The sequence below is a fragment of the Bacillus sp. N3378-2at genome, from assembly GCF_033412715.1.
Lineage (GTDB): Bacteria > Bacillota > Bacilli > Bacillales > Bacillaceae > Bacillus > Bacillus subtilis.
In genome coordinates, this window is the sequence record NZ_CP117986.1 from 3,888,216 (window position 1) to 3,907,361 (window position 19,146).

A 19,146-nucleotide genomic window follows, 5' to 3' on the forward strand; every position below is an offset into this window, starting at 1 on the left:
TGGCGGGACAGGATAAGTGAAAAAAGGGGCATTCTGATGATACCAATACCTTCCGCGATAGATGGGCAGTCTTTTCTGCTTCAAGAACTGGAACAAGTGATGAAGCCGCTCGGTTATGTGATAAACGGCGGCTGGGAATACGATCATGGCTACTTTGATTATAAAATTGATGATAGAGACGGCTATTTATTTTTAAGAATTCCCGTCAATGCGGTACAGGGCAGTCTCGATGAACGAGGGGCGGCCGTCCGGATCGGAACGCCATTTATGCTGAGACAGGTGTTTCAGGCGGATGTTGACGATCACGCCGAGGGAGGGCCTTTCCAATCACTGTTTAATCAATTTTCCGAACCGGAAAGGCGGGACGCGGAAATTGATCCGGCATTTTTGGATATCGGCGCCTCTCTCGTGAAAGAATTGGAGGATGTTCTGTTACACTAGATGGCAAGGAATTGGTCTGTTTCGAGCACCTTGTATGTAAGAGGAGGGGAAAGCATCGGTCCCTCCTTTTTTTGTACGCCTATAATTGTTGTGTTGTGATCAAGGAAATAGAGAACACAGGTTTTGTAAGCCGCTCCCTTTAGTTCGTCAGGAACAGCAAGAAGCTCCACATGCTGATCAAGTGTCAGCTTGATTCCGATCTGCTGTTTAGACGGCCGTAACTTGACTTGGTAATGCTGCAGCATCGCCCGGCTGATAAATTCTGAAGTTCCGATGATTTGGTTTGCGCCTGCCCGCTCTGCATTGGTGACAAAACGGTCAGTCAAAATTTCGACGATGCAGTAAGCAAGGGGATTAAGCCCTTTAACAGATAAAAGAGTCAGCACTGACAGCATATCAGCATCAGTTTCACTTTTATACTGATCGGCAGTAATCATCACTGATTCCGCTTCAGTAATATTGGCCCGTTTCAGTGTCCCATCATCGGCAGCGTGCCCGCGTATGAAATGAACGTTTTCAATAAGCGGGCCTTCTGTTAAGGATTCATCGATTAGTACGACTGTTTTGGAAGGGGCGGCAAGCTGAAGGTCCTTCAAAAGCCGGTTTGTTTTTTCATTCCACCCGATCAGAATGATGTGGTCCCGGCCTTTGTAAGCAACTTTTCCTTCGATGTAGCGATGCTGTCTGCTGAATGCGGCCGCTGATAACGTAGCGAAATACGCTGTGACAAAGCTTGCTCCGCTCAAAATCAGCAGTATTCCGGCTGCCTGTCCCAGCGGCGTGTGCGGCACATAGTCTCCATAACCGACTGTGGAAACCGTAACGACAGCCCACCAAATGCCTTCGAATACCGAAGTGAACTGCTTAGGCTCAAGTATATAAATGATTTGGCCGAACAAAAGAATCAGACATAAAATAATAACCCCGATTCGGATAAATAACGGCCACCTGAGCCATGAAATAAATATCCGATTTGATTTCATTCTTTTTCTCCTTCTTCAGATACTGAGATGGATAAAATCTGTTTAATAATTGTATTTAATTTTTCATTTAGCTTTTCCTGGCCGTACATATCTCGGGCCTGCTTCATTAACTCGGCTGTATCATCATCAAGCTGAATAAGCGGTTCATCAATTTCCGATTCATTATACAGCTGGATAAACGCGTCCAGTCCTTCATTCATTCGGTCGATTGCTGTGCTCAGCTGTTCCTTTTCCTCACTCGTCACTTTCATAGCTTCCATCACACCCGTGCTTTTTTCTAACAGTATGTCCCACTTCCGGTGATGTTTTTCAAAAAATGTACAAAACATATAAAACCGGATTTCTCCATAAACTAAAACAAAAAGGATGAAAAAGATGACGATCTTTCAAAGAACGATCGTGGTTTTAATCGGTACGCAGCTGGCGGCATCCGCGGTGATTTTGTTTATTTTCGATTTGAATTCATATAATCACTTTTCCGGCAGCTTCTCCTGGTTTTATTTTCTGAAAGAACTGGCCGGCAGTTTCGCCTTTTATTTGTTTTCAGCAGGCCTGTTCTTTTTGCTGATTGGATTCTGTGCTCCAAGCCGGAAGAAAAAGCGCATTTCTGTACACGGGAAAGAAAACTCATTAAAATAATCGTAATAGAGAAATGATCATGGAAAAAGGATGATGAAAAAATGCTGTTTATATTTTTAACAATAGCCGCATTGGGATTGTCGTTTTGGGCACAATTTAAAGTAAAGAGCAACTTTGAAAAATATTCAAAAGTGGAAGCCTCAAGCGGACGTACAGGGGCAGAAACGGCAAGACGGATTTTAGATATAAACGGTCTTTACGACGTGCCGGTCGAACCGGTAAGAGGCACTTTAACAGACCATTACGACCCGACAAGACGGGTGGTGCGTTTATCTGAGCCGGTCTATTACGGCCGCTCAATTTCCGCCATATCCGTAGCTTCCCATGAAGTCGGACATGCCTTGCAGCATCAGGAGTCATATGGTGCGCTTGTGCTGAGACATAAAATCTTCCCAGTCGTGAATTTTGCATCCGGTGTAGCTCCTTTGCTTTTCTTAGGAGGCATGCTTCTCGGCAGCCTGAATTTGATCGGGCTTGGCATCATACTGTTTTCAGCGGCAGTCTTTTTCCAGCTGATTACATTGCCTGTCGAATTCAATGCAAGTTCACGTGCGAAGCAGATTATTGTGTCAGAAGGATTCATCCGAAACAATGAAGAAAATGGGGTAAATAAAGTGCTGAGTGCTGCTGCCTTAACGTATGTGGCCGCCGCCCTGGTTTCCCTGTTTGAACTACTTCGTTTTGTGATGATTTTCTTAAACGGTCGTGATGAGAATTAACGTTAAGGAGGTGGCCCCTTACCATTTATGGTAAGGGCTTTTTTTGCTTATTTTACAATTGATCGCCATTTTTGTTTTGATTGGCATTACGGCTGTTTTCGTTGCAGCGGAATTTGCGATCGTCAAAATTAGAGGTTCAAAAATCAATCAGCTCATCGAAAGCGGTGACAGCCGAGCACTAGCCGCACATAAAATCATCTCCAATCTTGACGAGTATTTATCAGCCTGCCAGCTCGGGATTACGATTACAGCCCTCGGCCTTGGGTGGCTTGGTGAACCTACATTTGAACGTTTTCTTCATCCCTTATTTACAATGACAGGCATGCCGGAACCGTTTAACCACATTGTCACATTTGTAGTTGCATTTATCATCGTCACTTTTTTGCATGTGGTGATGGGGGAGCTTGCCCCGAAAACGGTTTCTATTCAAAAAGCTGAAGCTGTAAGCTTATGGATTGCAAAGCCGCTGATCTGGTTTTATAAAATCACGTACCCGTTTATTAAAGCATTAAACGGCTCTGCAAGTTTTCTTGTGAAATTGTTTGGCTTTCATTCAGTAAAGGAGCATCAGGTTGTCATCAGCGAGGAGGAACTAAGACTGATCCTTTCAGAAAGCTATGAAAAGGGAGAAATCAATCAGTCTGAATTCCGTTATGTAAATAAGATTTTTGAATTTGACAACCGGGTAGCGAGAGAGATTATGATTCCGCGGACAGAAATTGCGGTTATCTCTCTGGAGCAGTCGCTTGAAGAGGCAATTCATCACATCATTAATGAACGGTATACACGCTACCCTGTCATCAAAGATGACAAGGATCATATTTTAGGGATCATCAACAGCAAAGATATGTTTAAAGCTTATTTTCTCGGCCAGCCGATAAAGCTGGAGCAAATCATGAGGCCCGTTATCAGGGTCATTGAAAGCATTCCTGTTCAACAGCTTTTAATCCGCATGCAGAAGGAACGGATTCACATGGCGATTCTCGTAGATGAATACGGGGGAACGGCGGGGCTTGTCACTGTAGAGGATATTATAGAGGAAATCGTCGGGGAAATCCGCGATGAGTATGATCAAGATGAAACACCGCACATCCTGAAAAAGGGCGAGCACCATTATGTGATGGATGGAAAAGCGCTAATAGACGAAGTGAATGACCTTCTCGACATTGCGATTGAAAATGAAGAAATTGATACGATTGCAGGCTGGCTTCTAACGCAAAAAATGGAACTGAAAGCAGGAGATGTGATACAAGCGGAGGGCTGTGAATTTAAAATCCTCGACGCCGAAGATCATCACATCCGTTTTGTAGAAATTAAAAAAACTGATTTTTAATAAAAAACAGCCGGGGAACGAACGGCTGTTTTTTGTGTCATCAAGTCATTTCTTAAAAAGCAATGCTGTGTAGCCTTTTTTCTACATAGGATATATAAGACCGGTACACTGGGAAGGAGTTGCTGTATGAAAAAGGCTTGGTGGAAGGAAGCCGTTGTTTACCAAATTTACCCCCGCAGTTTTAAAGATTCAAATGGCGACGGAATTGGGGATATTCAAGGAATCAGATCCAAGCTTTCTTACATAAAAGAGCTGGGCGCTGACGTCATATGGATTTGCCCACTGTATGACTCACCGAATGCTGATAATGGCTATGATATCCGGGATTATCAAAACATATTAAGCGAGTTTGGCACCATGGAAGATTTTGATGAACTGCTTGGTGACATTCATGATCTGGGGATGAAGCTGATTATGGATCTCGTTGTGAACCACACAAGCGACGAACATCCATGGTTCATAGAATCCCGTTCATCCATACACTCGGAAAAGCGCGACTGGTATATTTGGAAAGACGGCAAAAACGGAAAAGCGCCCAACAATTGGGAAAGCATTTTCGGCGGACCGGCTTGGGAGTATGATCAAGAGACAAGCCAGTATTATCTGCACCTTTTTGATAAAAAACAGCCTGATTTGAATTGGGAAAATGAACAGGTGAGGAATGCCGTTTATGACATGATCAATTGGTGGCTTGATAAAGGAATTGACGGATTTCGGGTGGATGCCATTACGCATATTAAGAAAAAAGAAGGGCTTCCCGACATGCCGAATCCAAAGGGGCTGGACTATGTCCCTTCCTTTCCTTATCATATGAATGCTGACGGCATTATGGATTTGTTAACAGAGCTGAAGGAAAACACATTTTCCCGCTATCCGATTATGACAGTTGGTGAAGCAAACGGCGTCGCTGCAAAAGAAGCAGCTGATTGGGCTGGAGAAAAAAACGGCATATTCAGCATGATTTTTCAATTTGAGCATCTCGGCCTGTGGGATGTAGAGATCAATGAAAGTATTGATATCGTTGCATTTAAACGAATTTTAACTGACTGGCAGGACAGTCTGGAAGGGATCGGCTGGAATGCTTTGTTTATGGAGAATCACGACCAGCCTCGTTCAGTTTCTGTGTGGGGAGACGACGGAGTGTACCTGAAAGAAAGTGCAAAAGCGCTTTCCGCTGTTTATTTTCTCATGAAAGGCACACCGTTTATTTATCAGGGACAGGAACTCGGGATGACGAACGTGGCTTTTCCATCTATTGAGGACTATGATGATGTCGCGATGAAACGCCTGTATGAAACAAAAACAGCGAAAGGCACATCACACGAGGATGTGATGAAGATTGTCTGGAAAAAGGGAAGAGACAATTCGCGAACGCCGATGCAATGGAATGCTGGTCCATACGCCGGATTTTCTGAGGCCAAACCGTGGATCGGAATCAATGACAATTACAAATGGCTGAATGCCGAGGCGCAAAAAAACGATAAAACATCCGTTTACCATTTTTACAAAAGCTTGATCAAGCTGCGCCAAACATATGATGTTTTTATTAACGGGACATACGAGCTCATTTTACCGGAAGATCAGCAAATCTTTGCATATCTTCGGAAAAACGAGAGCCATACTGCACTGATTGCGGCCAATCTGACAGGAACACCGGCGTTGTTCAGGCACTCTGGATTGCCATTGTCATCAGATGCACTCGTCTTGTCAAATATTGAAACAGAGCCGCACAAGCATATGACATCAGTACTCTTAAAGCCGTATGAAGCAAGAATATATCTATGGTGCTAAACTCCAGCCTTAGACTGGAGTTTTTTTGTTTTATCGGGTTTATGAGAGCGGTTTAACAGGAAAAAAAAGAACACAGAACGAATTAAGCGATGAGAGCGGACAAACGAAAGGAGAAACAAATGCTGAAAACACTGCAAATCAAAACAACCAAACGAGATGAAATGATTGATATCACCCGGGAGGTGGAAGCATTTCTTCAAGAAACAGGTATAACGAGCGGCGCAGCGCTGATTTACTGTCCGCATACGACTGCGGGCATTACAATTAATGAAAATGCCGATCCGGACGTCAAAAAAGATATGCTCAGAAGGTTTGATGAGGTATATCCGTGGGAACATGAGCTGGACCGCCATATGGAGGGCAATACAGCTGCACACATGAAGTCGAGTACGGTCGGAGCTTCACAGCATGTCATTGTGGAAAACGGCCGGCTCATTCTTGGAACGTGGCAGGGCATTTATTTCTGTGAATTTGACGGCCCTCGCACCCGGACATGCTATATCAAAATGATGGGATAATAGGCTGTTTTTTTGACAAAAGCATGATCGCTGAACAAACGCCGATAGCCGGAGGGCTTGTCACACCCGCCCCGGCTGCCGCTTTATCGAATGAAGGCGCGCTTGGCATTCGTCCATATGCGAAATAAAAAGCGAGGGAAAGAGACACGCGCCTCACCCTTTGTTTTCAGGAAAGCCTGCATGAGGGATAGTCAATCAATGGATGTAAACGTACCGAGCTTTGCCGAACGTAACTTGATAAACTGAGGTGACAGATATGAACATTCTTCAATATTCTTATAAAAAAAGAGGGAAAATTGAGTTTGTATTTGAAGGCTGGCCTCACTCAAAAGTTACAATGGTTCCTATCAAAGGCTACTATTTTGTCCGCTTTATCAAATGGAGCAGCCAGGATCCAATCGTGACAAGAAATGACCTTGAAAAAATGGAGTGGGCTGCGAACCAATATTTCGGCACAGCCCCCTTCTATCGAAAACGAAAGGCATTTGAAACCCCATCGTCCCGAAAATAGGCGATGGGGCTTTTTAGCGGACGATGCGGAAAAGAGACGGAACATCCAGTCTGGTCGCCTGAGACAGAAGGTAGGCTGACTGTAAGGCTCCTTTTTTCCTAAAAGAATTCAGCTTATCTATAATTTGCTTTCCGTTTAAGATTCCAAGACCATGGGCAAAATATTTATCTTCCCCCAGTAAAATCACATTTTCGCCTCTCCATTGCGCCTTTTGCGGATCAAATTCAGGATTCTTAAAATACAAACAATCTCCAAGGAAAAAGTGGTGTCCTGTTTCCGTATAGATCGGCAATTTCTCATAATGCCAGTCATATAAAATAATTCTGTCAAAGCTGGCATTGAATTTATCTTCACCGATTGTATCGATTAAGGCCAAGTAATAAATGATAACGATTGCGGTTGCGCATTCAAACGCATAAAACGGGCCGTTCTCTGCAATGTCCCGAATCGCTTTTGAAGGCGGCATTCTGTATTTCAGCTCCAAGGCGCCCTCCGGTGAAACCCTCCAATACGTTGTATTCCCGTATGTTTTTAAAAAAGTGGCAAACTTCGCCCCGCTTTTGTGCAGCGTCTTTGCCGCTGCTACAATATTCATCCGCAGTTTAAGCTCAAACATCAGTTCAGCAATTGAATGATAATCAAACTGAACAGGCGTCTCAATCATCTCTTTTAACAGCGGATTCAGATTTTGATCAATCTGCCAATTTTCAATATCCTGGGGACGGAGCAATTGTCCTGATACAATAATCATGTTTAGCCCCCCTTGTTTTATATAAGATATGCAAAGAGCTTGGGCAATGAAAGCTAAAAAGACAGAAGACTGCCAAAAAGAACTTCTTCCATTTTTTATTTTAAAACTTTTTTAAGCAGCCGATATATACTGTATCAAACCTGAAGGAGCAAGTGGACATGAAGACTTTTATCAATTGGCTTAAGAAACCGTCTATTTCAAAGAAATTAATCGTCTCATTTATTGCGATTCTCATTATCCCTATTCTTATATTAGAATTTAGCTCTTACCGAAGCGCCAGCGGAAAGCTGGATCAGGAAATTATGGGAAATGCGAAAAACAGTGTCGATACATTTAATACAACTGTTACAAATGATCTGGGAGAAAAAGCGAAAGCAGTCACCTTTTTCAGTGAATCTCTTAAAAGGTCCGCATTCAAAGGGAAATCCAATCAAGAAGAGATCAAAGCTAAATTTTCACAATATGTATCTATTAATCAAGGAGTAGCCAGAATTTATGGGGGCGCAGATAACGGCACTTACGTACAAGCGCCAAAAGAAAAATTGCCGGACGGATACGACCCGAGACAACGCCCTTGGTACCAGGATGCGATGAAGGCCGGCGGTGAAATTGTCGTGACAGATCCTTACGTGGCTGCGAGTGACGGAAGCATGGTCATTACCATTGCACAGGAGCTGAAGGACGGATCTGGCGTTGTCGCCATGGATATTACCATTGATAAATTGTTAGAACAAATGAAACAAATCAAGGTCGGAAAAGAAGGTTATGCTTTCATTGCAACAAAAAACAAAACCTATGTCGCCCACAAGAACCATAAGGCTGGAGAAAAGCTTTCAGGCGACTGGGTAGCCAAAATGTATGCGAATGACAGCGGTGAACTCCAGTATACTCTTAATAACGAAGATAAAAAGATGACCTATACTACAAACGAACTGACTGGTTGGAAAATAGCCGGCACAATGTATATGGATGAAATTAAGGATGCCTCAAAGTCTGTGCTGACTACAGGAATGATTGTGCTGATTGCTTCCATTGTGGCAGGCGGAATTTTAATTCTGTTTATCGTTCGTTCAATTACAAAACCGTTAAAACGTCTTGTTCAATCATCGAAAACGATCAGCAGGGGGGATCTGACCGAAACGATCGAAATCCATTCAAAGGATGAGCTTGGGGAGCTTGGGGAAAGCTTCAATGAAATGGGACAATCTCTCCGCTCGCTGATCAGCGCTATTCAGGACTCGGTGAACAATGTGGCCGCATCTTCCGAACAGCTTACCGCATCTGCCGGGCAGACGAGTAAAGCCACCGAGCATATTACGATGGCGATTGAGCAGTTCTCAAACGGAAACGAGGAGCAAAGCGAAAAGGTTGAATCCAGCTCTCATCAGCTGAACTTAATGAATGAAGGACTCCAGCAAGTCTCACAAACATCGTCAGATATTACAAAGGCATCTATCCAATCAACGGAAATCGCCGGAACGGGTGAGAAGTTTGTGCAGCAGACAGTCGGACAAATGAACTCGATTAATCAATCTGTTCAGCAGGCTGAAGCTGTTGTCAAAGGCTTAGAAGGAAAATCAAAAGACATCACAAGCATTTTGAGAGTCATCAACGGAATCGCTGACCAAACAAATCTGCTTGCACTAAATGCAGCCATTGAAGCGGCGCGTGCCGGAGAGTCAGGACGCGGCTTCTCTGTCGTAGCGGAGGAGGTGCGCAAGCTGGCTGTCCAATCAGCCGATTCAGCGAAAGAAATCGAAAAGCTGATCCAAGAAATCGTCGCAGAAATCGAAACCTCTCTTCACATGTTTAAAGAGGTCAATCAGGAAGTACAGTCCGGACTTGTTGTCACAGACAATACAAAAGAAAGCTTCCAGAGCATTTTCAGCATGACAAACGAAATCGCAGGCAAGCTGCAAACGATGAATTCCACCGTCGAGCAGCTGTCAGACCGTTCACAGCATGTTTCAGCAGCAGTCAGCGGCATTGCAGACGTGTCGAAAGAAAGCTCGGCAAGCATCCAGGACATTGCCGCATCAGCTGAAGAACAGCTTGCTTCCATGGAAGAAATCAGTTCCTCAGCGACCACTCTTGCGCAGATGGCAGAAGAGCTTCGCGATCTGACGAAACAATTTAAAATCGAGTAAAAGCCGAAAAACAGCGCTATCAAAGCGCTGTTTTTTTATATGGTAAACAATAATAAAGTCCTAGTTTAACAGGTGAATTTAGAACTATTTTTCATTTTTTCCTCCATTTTCAATGTAATTTAAAGGAAGATCCGCCGATATAATTTGTAAATTATTGAAAGAAGGTTCAAAAGGAAATGAAAAAAACACTCACCACTATTCGCAGATCATCAATTGCAAGGAGACTTATTATTTCTTTCCTGCTGATCTTAATTGTTCCGATAACCGCCCTTTCGGTTAGCGCTTATCAATCAGCAGTTGCCTCACTTGATGTACAGATGACGCAAAGCGCAAAGGAAAATGTTCAGATATTAGATCACATCATTGATGATAAAATCAGCACGACTGAAAAAAGCCTCGCATATTTCAGCGATTGGGCTACAGAAGAAAAGTTTCAGGATAAAAAGAAAACAGAGCTGAAACAGGAATTTAAACAATTTATCCAAATGAATGATAATGTCGCTGCGGTATTTTCAAGCGGCAAAGACGGGCGCTGACATGCCAAGTGACTTTAATGCTTTGGAACGAGATTGGTACAAAGAAGCAATGGCCAATAAAGGCAAAACAATTGTCACTGAGCCTTATGAATCGATTTCATCAGGAAAAATGGTCGTCACCATCGCACGTCAAACGGTGGATGGGTCAGGTGTTGTCGCCATTGATATGAAAATTGATGACTTAGTCACTACCGCGAAAGGAATCAATATCGGAAAAGAAGGCTATGCTTTTATTTTGAGCCAAAACAAGAAAGTCATCGCCTACTCCGGAGAAAAAGCGGGAACAGAGCTAAAAGGGGACTGGGTTGATAAGCTCTACAAGGATAAAAGCGGGGACTTTGAATATACGTACAAAGGCAAAAAGAAAAAAATGGCATTTGCAACAAGCGAAACAACAGGCTGGAAAATCAGCGGCACGATGTATGCAAACGAGATTCACGATGCTGCAAGCAGGGTTCTGATCATGGCTTCAATCGTTCTGGCGATTGCCATCGCAGCTGGAATGACGGCGATTTATTTTGTGATTCGATCCATCACAAAGCCATTGAGACGCATTGTCGCATCCGCTGAAAAAATTAGTGAAGGCGATCTAACCGAAACGATTGAAATCAATTCAAAAGATGAACTCGGCGTTCTGAGCGAGAGCTTCAATCATATGGCACACTCGCTTCGCTCGCTCATTCACGGGATCAAAGACTCAGTAGAACACGTTGCCTCATCGTCTGAAGAGCTGACTGCATCGGCAGACCAGACAAGCAGAGCCACTGAGCACATTACGATGGCTATCGAGCAATTTTCAAACGGCAGTGAAAGCCAAAGCGAGAAAATAGAAACGACAACCGAACAAATTAATGAAATGAATGACGGATTGGCAGAGCTGGCGCGCCAAATGAACACAATTGACCATTCTGTAAAAGCAGCGGAACAAGTGGTGAAAGGGCTGGAGATCAAATCAAAGGATATCACGAATATTTTGCGTGTCATCAACGGCATTGCGGATCAAACCAATCTTTTGGCTTTAAATGCCGCCATTGAAGCGGCCAGAGCGGGTGAATACGGACGGGGCTTCTCAGTCGTCGCTGAGGAAGTGAGAAAGCTCGCGGTACAGTCGGCTGACTCGGCAAAAGAAATTGAATCGCTGATCAGTGAAATAGTAAAAGAAATTCACACATCACTGAACGTGCTTCAGTCCGTAAACAAAGAAGTTGAAACAGGGCTTGTCATGACGGATGAAACTAAACAGAGCTTCAAACATATATCGCAAATGACCAATCAAATTGCTTCCGAGCTGCAAAACATGAATGCGACGGTTGAGGAGCTGTCAGCGGGAGCTCAAGAAATTTCCGCAGCTTCAAATGATATCACAGCCATTTCTAAGGAAAGCTCGGATGGCATCCAAGATATCGCCGCTTCAGCTGAGGAACAGCTGGCATCCATGGAGGAGATTAGTTCATCTGCACTGACGCTTGAAAGAATGTCTGAAGAACTCCGTGATCTGACAAAACAATTTAAAGTGGATAGACAATAGGTCTAAAATACTATTTATTTATGGGAAATTAGTTACTTTCGTTAAATTTCTTCTTTTTTGCTGTATATATTTACCCATTTCCAGCCGATATGAAGGGTAGCATAAAAAAGGAGAAATGAATGATGAAAAAAATACTCCAACTCATAAAACAAAGATCAATTACACGGAAGCTTCTCGTTTCCTTTCTGTCGATCCTCATCATACCGGTTGTTATATTGGCGATCTTTGCCTATCAATCGGCTAGCAGCTCACTCGACAGACAGATGATGGGGAGCGCATTGGAAAATGTACAGCAATTAAACGAAATCATTAACACCAGCATCGGCGAAAAAGAAAACAGTGCTGATTATTTCAGCGAATGGCTGACAAAAGAGAAATACAATGCAAAAAGCAATGCAAGCATTGCAGAGAAATTCTCACAATATATCAGCATTAACAAGGATGTAGAATCCATTTATACAAGTGACACAAAAGGGCACTTTACCCGCTATCCGGATCTTCCGATGCCAAGTGGCTATAATCCGGTTGAACGCGACTGGTACAAAAAAGCGGTTGCAAATAAAGGGAAAGTCGTGATCACAGACCCTTATAAAACCGCGTCGACAAATACGATGGTTGTGACAATCGCCCAGCAGACAAAAGATGGTTCAGGCGTTATCGCAATCAACATGACGATTGAAAATCTGCTGAAAACAACCAAAAAAGTCAACATCGGCACACAAGGCTACGCATTTATCATGACGAAGGACAAAAAAGTTGTCGCACACCCGAATGAAAAATCAGGAACTGAATTAAAAGGCGACTGGCTCGATAAGATGTTGAGTGCTGATAAAGGCGATTTTCAATACACCATGGATGGCGATAAGAAAAAAATGGCCTTTGACACAAACAAGTTGACGGGATGGAAGATCGGCGGCACCATGTATTTGGATGAAATCCATGAGGCAGCCCAGCCTGTCCTTCACCTTGCTTTAATTGTCTTGGCCGCAGCTATTATCATAGGGATTATCGTCATGACTTTGATCATTCGGTCGATTACAACACCGCTGAAACAGCTTGTCGGTTCCTCTAAGCGGATCAGCGAGGGAGATTTGACGGAAACCATTGATATCCGTTCAAAAGATGAATTGGGCGAGCTTGGCAAAAGCTTTAACAATATGGCTTCGTCACTTCGTTCTCTCATACACGCCATCCAGGATTCCGTAGATAATGTTGCCGCTTCCTCTGAGGAGCTCACTGCATCAGCTGCGCAAACGAGCAAGGCAACAGAGCACATTACATTGGCGATTGAACAATTTTCTAACGGCAATGAAAAACAAAACGAAAACATTGAAACGGCAGCAGAGCACATTTATCAAATGAATGACGGGTTGACGAATATGGCTCAAGCTTCTGAAGTGATCACTGATTCATCTGTTCAATCGACAGAAATTGCAAGTGAAGGCGGCAAGCTTGTTCATCAAACCATCGGCCAAATGAATGTCATTGACAAGTCCGTTAAAGAAGCGGAGCAAGTCGTACGCGGATTGGAAACGAAATCGAAAGATATTACAAACATTTTGCGTGTGATCAACGGCATCGCAGACCAGACGAACCTGCTTGCCTTAAACGCAGCAATTGAAGCAGCGCGCGCAGGCGAGTACGGCCGCGGCTTCTCCGTTGTAGCGGAAGAAGTAAGAAAACTGGCAGTACAGTCAGCAGATTCAGCAAAAGAGATTGAAGGATTAATCATCGAAATTGTGAAGGAAATCAATACATCACTCGGCATGTTCCAATCTGTCAATCAAGAGGTGCAGACAGGACTTGACATCACAGATAAAACAGAAATGAGCTTCAAACGCATTTCTGAAATGACGAACCAAATCGCCGGCGAACTGCAAAATATGAGTGCGACGGTTCAGCAGCTTTCTGCCAGCTCCGAAGAAGTTTCGGGAGCGTCTGAGCACATTGCATCGATTTCAAAAGAAAGTTCAGCGCATATACAAGATATCGCGGCGTCAGCCGAAGAGCAGCTTGCTTCCATGGAAGAAATCAGCTCGTCTGCAGAGACCCTTTCGTCTATGGCGGAAGAGCTTCGCGATATGACCAAACGATTCAAAATCGAATAATAAGCCTTAACACCCAAGCTTGTTACGCTTGGGTGTTTTTTTTAGTTTTTTTATTAAACCTTTTATCCTAGTTTGACGATATTAGATTTATCTTAAAGGAGGAGTCAACAAGAATGGGAAAATTCATACATTGGATCAAACAGCCATCGATCAGCAAACCGCTAATCGCTGCGTTTCTGGCAGTGCTTATTTTGCCGGTTGGGGTTTTAGCATATTTCAGTTATCAATCAGCTTGGAACGCGTTAGACAGAGAGCTCATAAACAGTGCGAAGGGAAATGTTGAAGAACTAAACAGTACGCTGCAAAATAAATTAGAAGATAAAGTAAAAGCAATAGATTATTATAGTGAGACAGTCGATAAAGACATATTGCTAGGCAAAAACAAAACATTACTGAAAGAGAAATTTAAGCAGTACACGACACTTAACGACGATGTAGGCGCAATCTATGCTGCTTCAGAAGATAGGAAGCTTTATAAATATCCGGATAGCGGTGTTCCGAAAGGTTTCGATCCGACAGGACGTGACTGGTACAAACAGGCGGTTGCGGAAAAAGGACAAGCTGTTTTCTCAGAACCGTATACTGATGAAGCGACAGGAGATATCGTTGTCACAATTTCAAAACAATTAAAAGACGGTTCAGGGTTATAGCACTTGATTTAAACCTGGATGAAGTGCTTACTGCATCACAAAGAATCAAAATCGGTAAAGAAGGCTTTGCATTTATTACAACTGGCAACAAAAAATATATCGCCCATCCGACCATTAAGCCGGGGACAACCGGTTCCGGCGATTGGACAAACCAAGTATATTCCAAAAAAGAAGGCTCATTTGAATATACATTCGAAGGCAAAGAAAAGAAAATGGCCTTTACGACAAATAAACTGACTGGCTGGAAAATCGCGGGCACATATTTTGTCAGTGAATTGCAAGATGCGTCAAGTCCGGTGCTGAACACTGCGGTTATCATTCTATGCGTGTCAATTGTAATCGGCGGCATACTCATACTCTATATTATCCGTGCCATCACCAAGCCGTTAAGAAAACTTGTCTCAACGTCTGCAAAAATCAGCAGCGGAGATCTCACAGAAGTCATTGACATTCACTCGAAAAACGAGTTTGGCCAGCTTGGCGAAAGCTTTAATGAAATGTCTGCATCATTGCGTTCTGTAATCGGCGTTATTCAAACGTCTGTAGAAAACGTTGCTTCATCTTCTGAGGAGCTGACGGCAAGCGCAGCCCAAACGAGCAAGGCAACTGAGCATATTACACTTGCCATCGAACAGTTCTCAGATGGCAACGAGGCACAAAGCGAGAAACTGGAAACAAGCTCAAATCATCTTTCTCAAATGAACGAGGGGATTTCAAAAGTGGCTCAGGCCTCTTCAACCATTACGAAATCATCGATTCAGTCCTCTGAGGCAGCGGGCAGCGGAGAAAAGCTGGTGGAGCATACAGTCGGCCAGATGAAAACAATTGACCAATCCGTTCAAAAAGCGGAAGCGGTTGTAAAGGGTCTTGAAACAAAATCGCAAGACATCACAAGCATCTTGAATGTGATTAATGGCATTGCTGATCAAACCAACCTGCTTGCATTAAATGCTGCGATTGAGGCGGCAAGAGCGGGAGAGTACGGAAGAGGTTTCTCAGTAGTTGCGGAAGAGGTTAGAAAACTTGCTGTACAATCAGCAGACTCAGCCAAGGAAATTGAAGGATTAATTCAAGAGATTGTCAGGGAAATCAGCACCTCACTTTCGATGTTCCAATCCGTGAATCATGAAGTGAAAGAAGGCTTGCAGATTACGGATCAAACAGCGGAAAGCTTTAAACAAATCTATGAGATGACAACCCAAATTTCTGGCGAATTGCAAAACTTGAACGAGACGGTTGAACAATTGTCAGCCGGATCACAGGAAGTGTCAAGTGCTGTTGAAGATATTTCTGCGGTGGCGAAAGAAAGCTCAGCAGGCATTCAGGATATCGCAGCTTCGGCGGAAGAACAGCTTGCGTCCATGGAAGAAATCAGCTCTTCAGCGGAAACGTTGGCAAACATGGCGGAAGAACTTCAGGGCATTACGAAGAAATTTAAAATTGAATCATAATGAAACGAGAAAGCGGCATATCTGCTGCTTTCTTTTTTGTCGAAAACAAAAATAAACAAAAACAATTCAAAAACAAACAGAAATCATATATAATGAAAACGGATACAAATAAAAGGGGATGGAGGAATATCAAATATGGTGAAGCATATATGGGATTCAGACCGAGCTGCAAAGCTGCCTAAAGGTGTAGAGGAATTGGTGTATAGGTCCAATTTGATCGGGTCAGACCGCACTGTCTGCAACTGGGGCGGGGGGAATACATCTATGAAAACAACGGAAAAGGATTTTAGAGGCCGTGAAATAGAAGTCATGTGGGTAAAAGGAAGCGGTTCGGATTTGGCAACAATGAAAACGCATAACTTTACCGGTTTGAAATTAGATGATATCCGCCCGCTGATTAAAAGGGACCAAATGCCAGATGAAGAAATGGTAGACTACCTGTCTCATTGTATGATAGACAGCAAACATCCCCGCCCTTCAATTGAAACGCTATTACACGCTTTTCTGCCATACAAACATGTTGACCATACCCATCCAGATGCGATTATCAGCATATGCTGTGCAGATAATGGAAAACAAATCGCTGAAGACATTTACGGAAACCGATTTGTATGGGTGCCATACGTTCGCCCTGGATTTACTTTGTCTAAAATGATCGCTGAAGGCGTAGCAAACAATCCCCACGCCGAGCTTATATTAATGGAGAAACACGGCTTAGTCACTTGGGGAGAGACGTCTGAAACATGTTATCAAAAAACGATATCCATCATTCAAGAAGCCGAGCAGTATGTTAACGATCGTATCAATCAGCATGAGGTATTCGGAGGCAAAAGGTATCAGCCGCTGCCGGAGGATAAAAGAAAACAAATCTTGGCAGGCATCATGCCTGTGATCAGAGGAGCAGTAAGTGAAGAAAAGAAAATGATCCTTTCCTATGATGATCATGACGATGTCTTGGAATTTGTAAACAGTGTCCAAGCGCCAGCACTTTCGCAAATCGGTGCGGCATGCCCGGATCACCTTGTTCACACAAAACGGGTTCCGCTGTACATTGATTGGAATCCGGAAACTCAAGATGTGCACAAGCTTGCAGATCTGATCAAGTCAGGAGTCGAGACCTTTACATCAGAGTATCAGGCTTACTTTACACGCAATCAGCAGGATGGGGATCAAATCTTTGAATCCGCCCCGCGGGTGATATTGATTCCTGGAATCGGAATGGTGAATACAGGAAAAAGTTATGCCATGTCTAAAGTAAGCGGGGCTTTATATCGGAGGGCCATCGCCGTGATGAAAGGAGCAACCGCTCTGGGGCAATTTGTTTCTTTACATGAAAATGAATCCTACCATGTCGAATATTGGCCGCTCGAACTATATAAACTCACGCTGGCCCCGCCGGAAGCAGAATTTTCCCGAAAAGTAGCGTTGATAACTGGAGGAGCCGGCGGAATCGGCAGTGCAGCATGCCGCCGATTTGCAGCTGAGGGAGGGCACGTGATCGTAGCTGATCTGAATATAGAAGGCGCACAGAAAATTGCCGGGGAAATAAACGATGCATACGGAGAAGGACGGGCAATGGCTGTCAAAATGGATGTGACAAAGGAGGAAGACGTACAATCAGCTTTTGAACGAGCGGCGCTTGCTTACGGCGGCATTGATATCGTCGTCAATAATGCCGGGCTGGCCACATCAAGCCCATTTGACGAAACAAGTCTAAAAGAATGGAATCTTAATATGAATGTTTTAGGAACAGGCTATTTCCTTGTAGCCCGTGAAGCGTTTAAACAGATGAAACACCAAAATAGAGGCGGAAGCATGGTATTTGTCGGATCGAAAAATTCGGTTTATGCGGGCAAAAACGCCTCTGCCTACAGCTCGGTTAAGGCGCTTGAAACCCATTTAGCAAGATGCATTGCTGCAGAAGGTGGAGAATTCGGCATTAGGGTCAACTCTGTTTTGCCTGATGCGGTTCTTCAAGGATCGGCAATCTGGGGTTCAAGCTGGCGGGAGGAACGAGCCGCGGCGTACGGGATTGAACCAGATCAGCTGGAGGAACATTACCGGAAACGGACAGCATTGCTCGTCAATATTTACCCGGAGGATATTGCCGAAGCCATTGCATTCTTCGCTTCTTCTAAAGCCGAAAAAACAACGGGCTGCATGATCACGGTAGACGGCGGCGTCCCTGCTGCTTTTACGCGTTAGAAATATGCTATGATAAAAAATAAAAGACGGACTACGATATGAGGAAGGGCGTTACCGATGCTAGTAGCAGAACGGCAGCAAAAAATAGTGGAAATAGTAAATATGCGTTCAAGCATCCGCGTTTCCGAATTAAGTGACATATTTTCAGTCACAGAGGAAACCATTCGGCGTGATCTTGAAAAGCTTGAAAAAGAACATAAACTGAGCCGGAGCCACGGAGGAGCGGTCAGTATTCAGCAGAAGGAATCAGAAATTCATTTTTCTGAACGGGAAATCACGAATGTCATCGAAAAAAAAGCCATCGCTCACGAAGCGGCCAAATATGTAAAAAGCGGAGACCGAATTATTCTCGATGCAAGCACAACTGCCTGGTACATGGCGAAAATACTCCCTGACATTGAGCTCACCGTGATTACAAACTCAATGAAAGCAGCTATTGAACTCAGCAATAAAGAAAACATATCAGTCATTTCAACAGGCGGCATTTTGCTGGAAAAATCATTATCGTTTGCCGGCCCGTTAGCAGAGCGTTCACTTGAGACCTATCATGTCAATAAAACCTTTCTGTCATGTAAGGGATTTGACGTACACAACGGGATGAGTGATTCAAATGAGTGGCAGGCGCTGCTCAAAAAACGGATGATCGAAAGGTCGGACCAGACCATTTTGATGGCCGATTCAAGCAAATGGGGGAACCGCGAGTTTTCACATATTGCCTCGCTGCAAGATGTCAGCCGCCTTATTACGGATTCTGGACTTGATCCGGCATCGGTAAAAGCTCTTGAGGACAAAAAGGTGAAGGTGACAGCTGTTCCTCTTTCGAAGAGAGGGTGAA

General features: G+C 43.8%; 15 protein-coding genes and 3 pseudogenes. 15 read left to right on the plus strand and 3 right to left on the minus strand.

Features of this window, described 5'->3' with window-relative positions; genetic code table 11:
- Positions 1-36 precede the first annotated feature (36 nt).
- The gene (locus tag PUN35_RS20810) at positions 37-441 is read left to right on the plus strand and encodes a YugN-like family protein (protein ID WP_003228878.1); all 405 of its coding nucleotides are present in this window, start codon (positions 37-39) and stop codon (positions 439-441) included.
- Here PUN35_RS20810 and kbfO read toward each other — a convergent pair.
- Both kbfO and mstX read right to left on the minus strand, forming a co-directional pair.
- Positions 438-1,424: a potassium channel protein KbfO gene (gene kbfO / locus PUN35_RS20815; RefSeq protein WP_014480680.1), complete on the minus strand. Its 987-nt coding sequence runs from the start codon at positions 1,422-1,424 to the stop codon at positions 438-440. The genes PUN35_RS20810 and kbfO overlap by 4 nt on opposite strands.
- A complete protein-coding gene (gene mstX / locus PUN35_RS20820; RefSeq protein WP_003228886.1) occupies positions 1,421-1,753 on the minus strand; it encodes a biofilm formation protein MstX in 333 nt (110 codons plus the stop codon). The genes kbfO and mstX overlap by 4 nt, the downstream gene beginning before the upstream one ends.
- 46 nt (positions 1,754-1,799) lie before the next feature.
- Between mstX and PUN35_RS20825 the strand changes: the two genes are divergently transcribed.
- The 7 genes from PUN35_RS20825 (at position 1,800) to PUN35_RS20855 (ending at position 6,935) form a co-directional block, all read left to right on the plus strand.
- Complete coding sequence (locus PUN35_RS20825; protein ID WP_014480679.1) at positions 1,800-2,063, plus strand: YuzI family membrane protein; 264 nt, start codon at positions 1,800-1,802, stop codon at positions 2,061-2,063.
- 41 nt (positions 2,064-2,104) lie between these two features.
- Positions 2,105-2,782, plus strand: a complete 678-nt coding sequence (locus tag PUN35_RS20830; protein WP_003228889.1) for a zinc metallopeptidase — start codon at positions 2,105-2,107, stop codon at positions 2,780-2,782.
- Positions 2,783-2,825: 43 nt separating this feature from the next.
- Positions 2,826-4,115 (plus strand): hemolysin family protein, encoded by a 1,290-nt coding sequence (locus PUN35_RS20835; RefSeq protein ID WP_014480678.1) that lies wholly within the window; start codon positions 2,826-2,828, stop codon positions 4,113-4,115.
- A gap of 126 nt (positions 4,116-4,241) precedes the next feature.
- Positions 4,242-5,906 carry a glycoside hydrolase family 13 protein gene (locus PUN35_RS20840; protein WP_014480677.1) on the plus strand — a complete coding sequence of 555 codons (1,665 nt, stop codon included), beginning with the start codon at positions 4,242-4,244 and terminating at the stop codon, positions 5,904-5,906.
- Between the two features lie 25 nt (positions 5,907-5,931).
- Complete coding sequence (locus PUN35_RS20845; RefSeq protein WP_003243642.1) at positions 5,932-6,066, plus strand: hypothetical protein; 135 nt, start codon at positions 5,932-5,934, stop codon at positions 6,064-6,066.
- Entirely contained in the window at positions 6,026-6,424 is a 399-nt protein-coding gene (locus PUN35_RS20850; RefSeq protein ID WP_003243483.1) for a secondary thiamine-phosphate synthase enzyme YjbQ, read from the plus strand. The genes PUN35_RS20845 and PUN35_RS20850 overlap by 41 nt, the downstream gene beginning before the upstream one ends.
- Before the next feature lie 256 nt (positions 6,425-6,680).
- On the plus strand, positions 6,681-6,935 hold the full coding sequence (locus tag PUN35_RS20855) for a hypothetical protein (protein WP_014480675.1): 255 nt from the start codon (positions 6,681-6,683) through the stop codon (positions 6,933-6,935).
- Positions 6,936-6,948: 13 nt separating this feature from the next.
- Here the strand turns inward: PUN35_RS20855 and PUN35_RS20860 are convergent, their stop codons facing one another.
- On the minus strand, positions 6,949-7,686 hold the full coding sequence (locus tag PUN35_RS20860; RefSeq protein WP_003228904.1) for a protein-glutamine gamma-glutamyltransferase: 738 nt from the start codon (positions 7,684-7,686) through the stop codon (positions 6,949-6,951).
- A gap of 158 nt (positions 7,687-7,844) precedes the next feature.
- Here PUN35_RS20860 and mcpB point away from each other — a divergent pair, with 158 nt between their 5' ends.
- The 7 genes and pseudogenes from mcpB (at position 7,845) to rhaR (ending at position 19,145) form a co-directional block, all read left to right on the plus strand.
- Positions 7,845-9,833 carry a methyl-accepting chemotaxis protein McpB gene (gene mcpB, locus PUN35_RS20865; protein ID WP_014480674.1) on the plus strand — a complete coding sequence of 663 codons (1,989 nt, stop codon included), beginning with the start codon at positions 7,845-7,847 and terminating at the stop codon, positions 9,831-9,833.
- 176 nt (positions 9,834-10,009) lie between these two features.
- Positions 10,010-11,897, plus strand: a pseudogene (tlpA, locus tag PUN35_RS20870) (methyl-accepting chemotaxis protein TlpA).
- Positions 11,898-12,163: 266 nt separating this feature from the next.
- Positions 12,164-13,060 (plus strand): annotated as a pseudogene (gene mcpA, locus PUN35_RS22520) (methyl-accepting chemotaxis protein); the annotation flags it as partial.
- The gene (locus tag PUN35_RS22525) at positions 13,055-14,005 is read left to right on the plus strand and encodes a methyl-accepting chemotaxis protein (RefSeq protein ID WP_372338629.1); all 951 of its coding nucleotides are present in this window, start codon (positions 13,055-13,057) and stop codon (positions 14,003-14,005) included. The pseudogene mcpA and the gene PUN35_RS22525, both read left to right, overlap by 6 nt.
- A gap of 113 nt (positions 14,006-14,118) precedes the next feature.
- Positions 14,119-16,106 (plus strand): annotated as a pseudogene (tlpB, locus tag PUN35_RS20880) (methyl-accepting chemotaxis protein TlpB).
- A gap of 135 nt (positions 16,107-16,241) precedes the next feature.
- Positions 16,242-18,311 (plus strand): bifunctional rhamnulose-1-phosphate aldolase/short-chain dehydrogenase, encoded by a 2,070-nt coding sequence (locus PUN35_RS20885; RefSeq protein WP_014480667.1) that lies wholly within the window; start codon positions 16,242-16,244, stop codon positions 18,309-18,311.
- 57 nt (positions 18,312-18,368) lie between these two features.
- Complete coding sequence (gene rhaR / locus PUN35_RS20890) at positions 18,369-19,145, plus strand: rhamnose catabolism operon transcriptional regulator RhaR (RefSeq protein ID WP_009968057.1); 777 nt, start codon at positions 18,369-18,371, stop codon at positions 19,143-19,145.
- The last annotated feature ends 1 nt before the right edge of the window (position 19,146 follow it).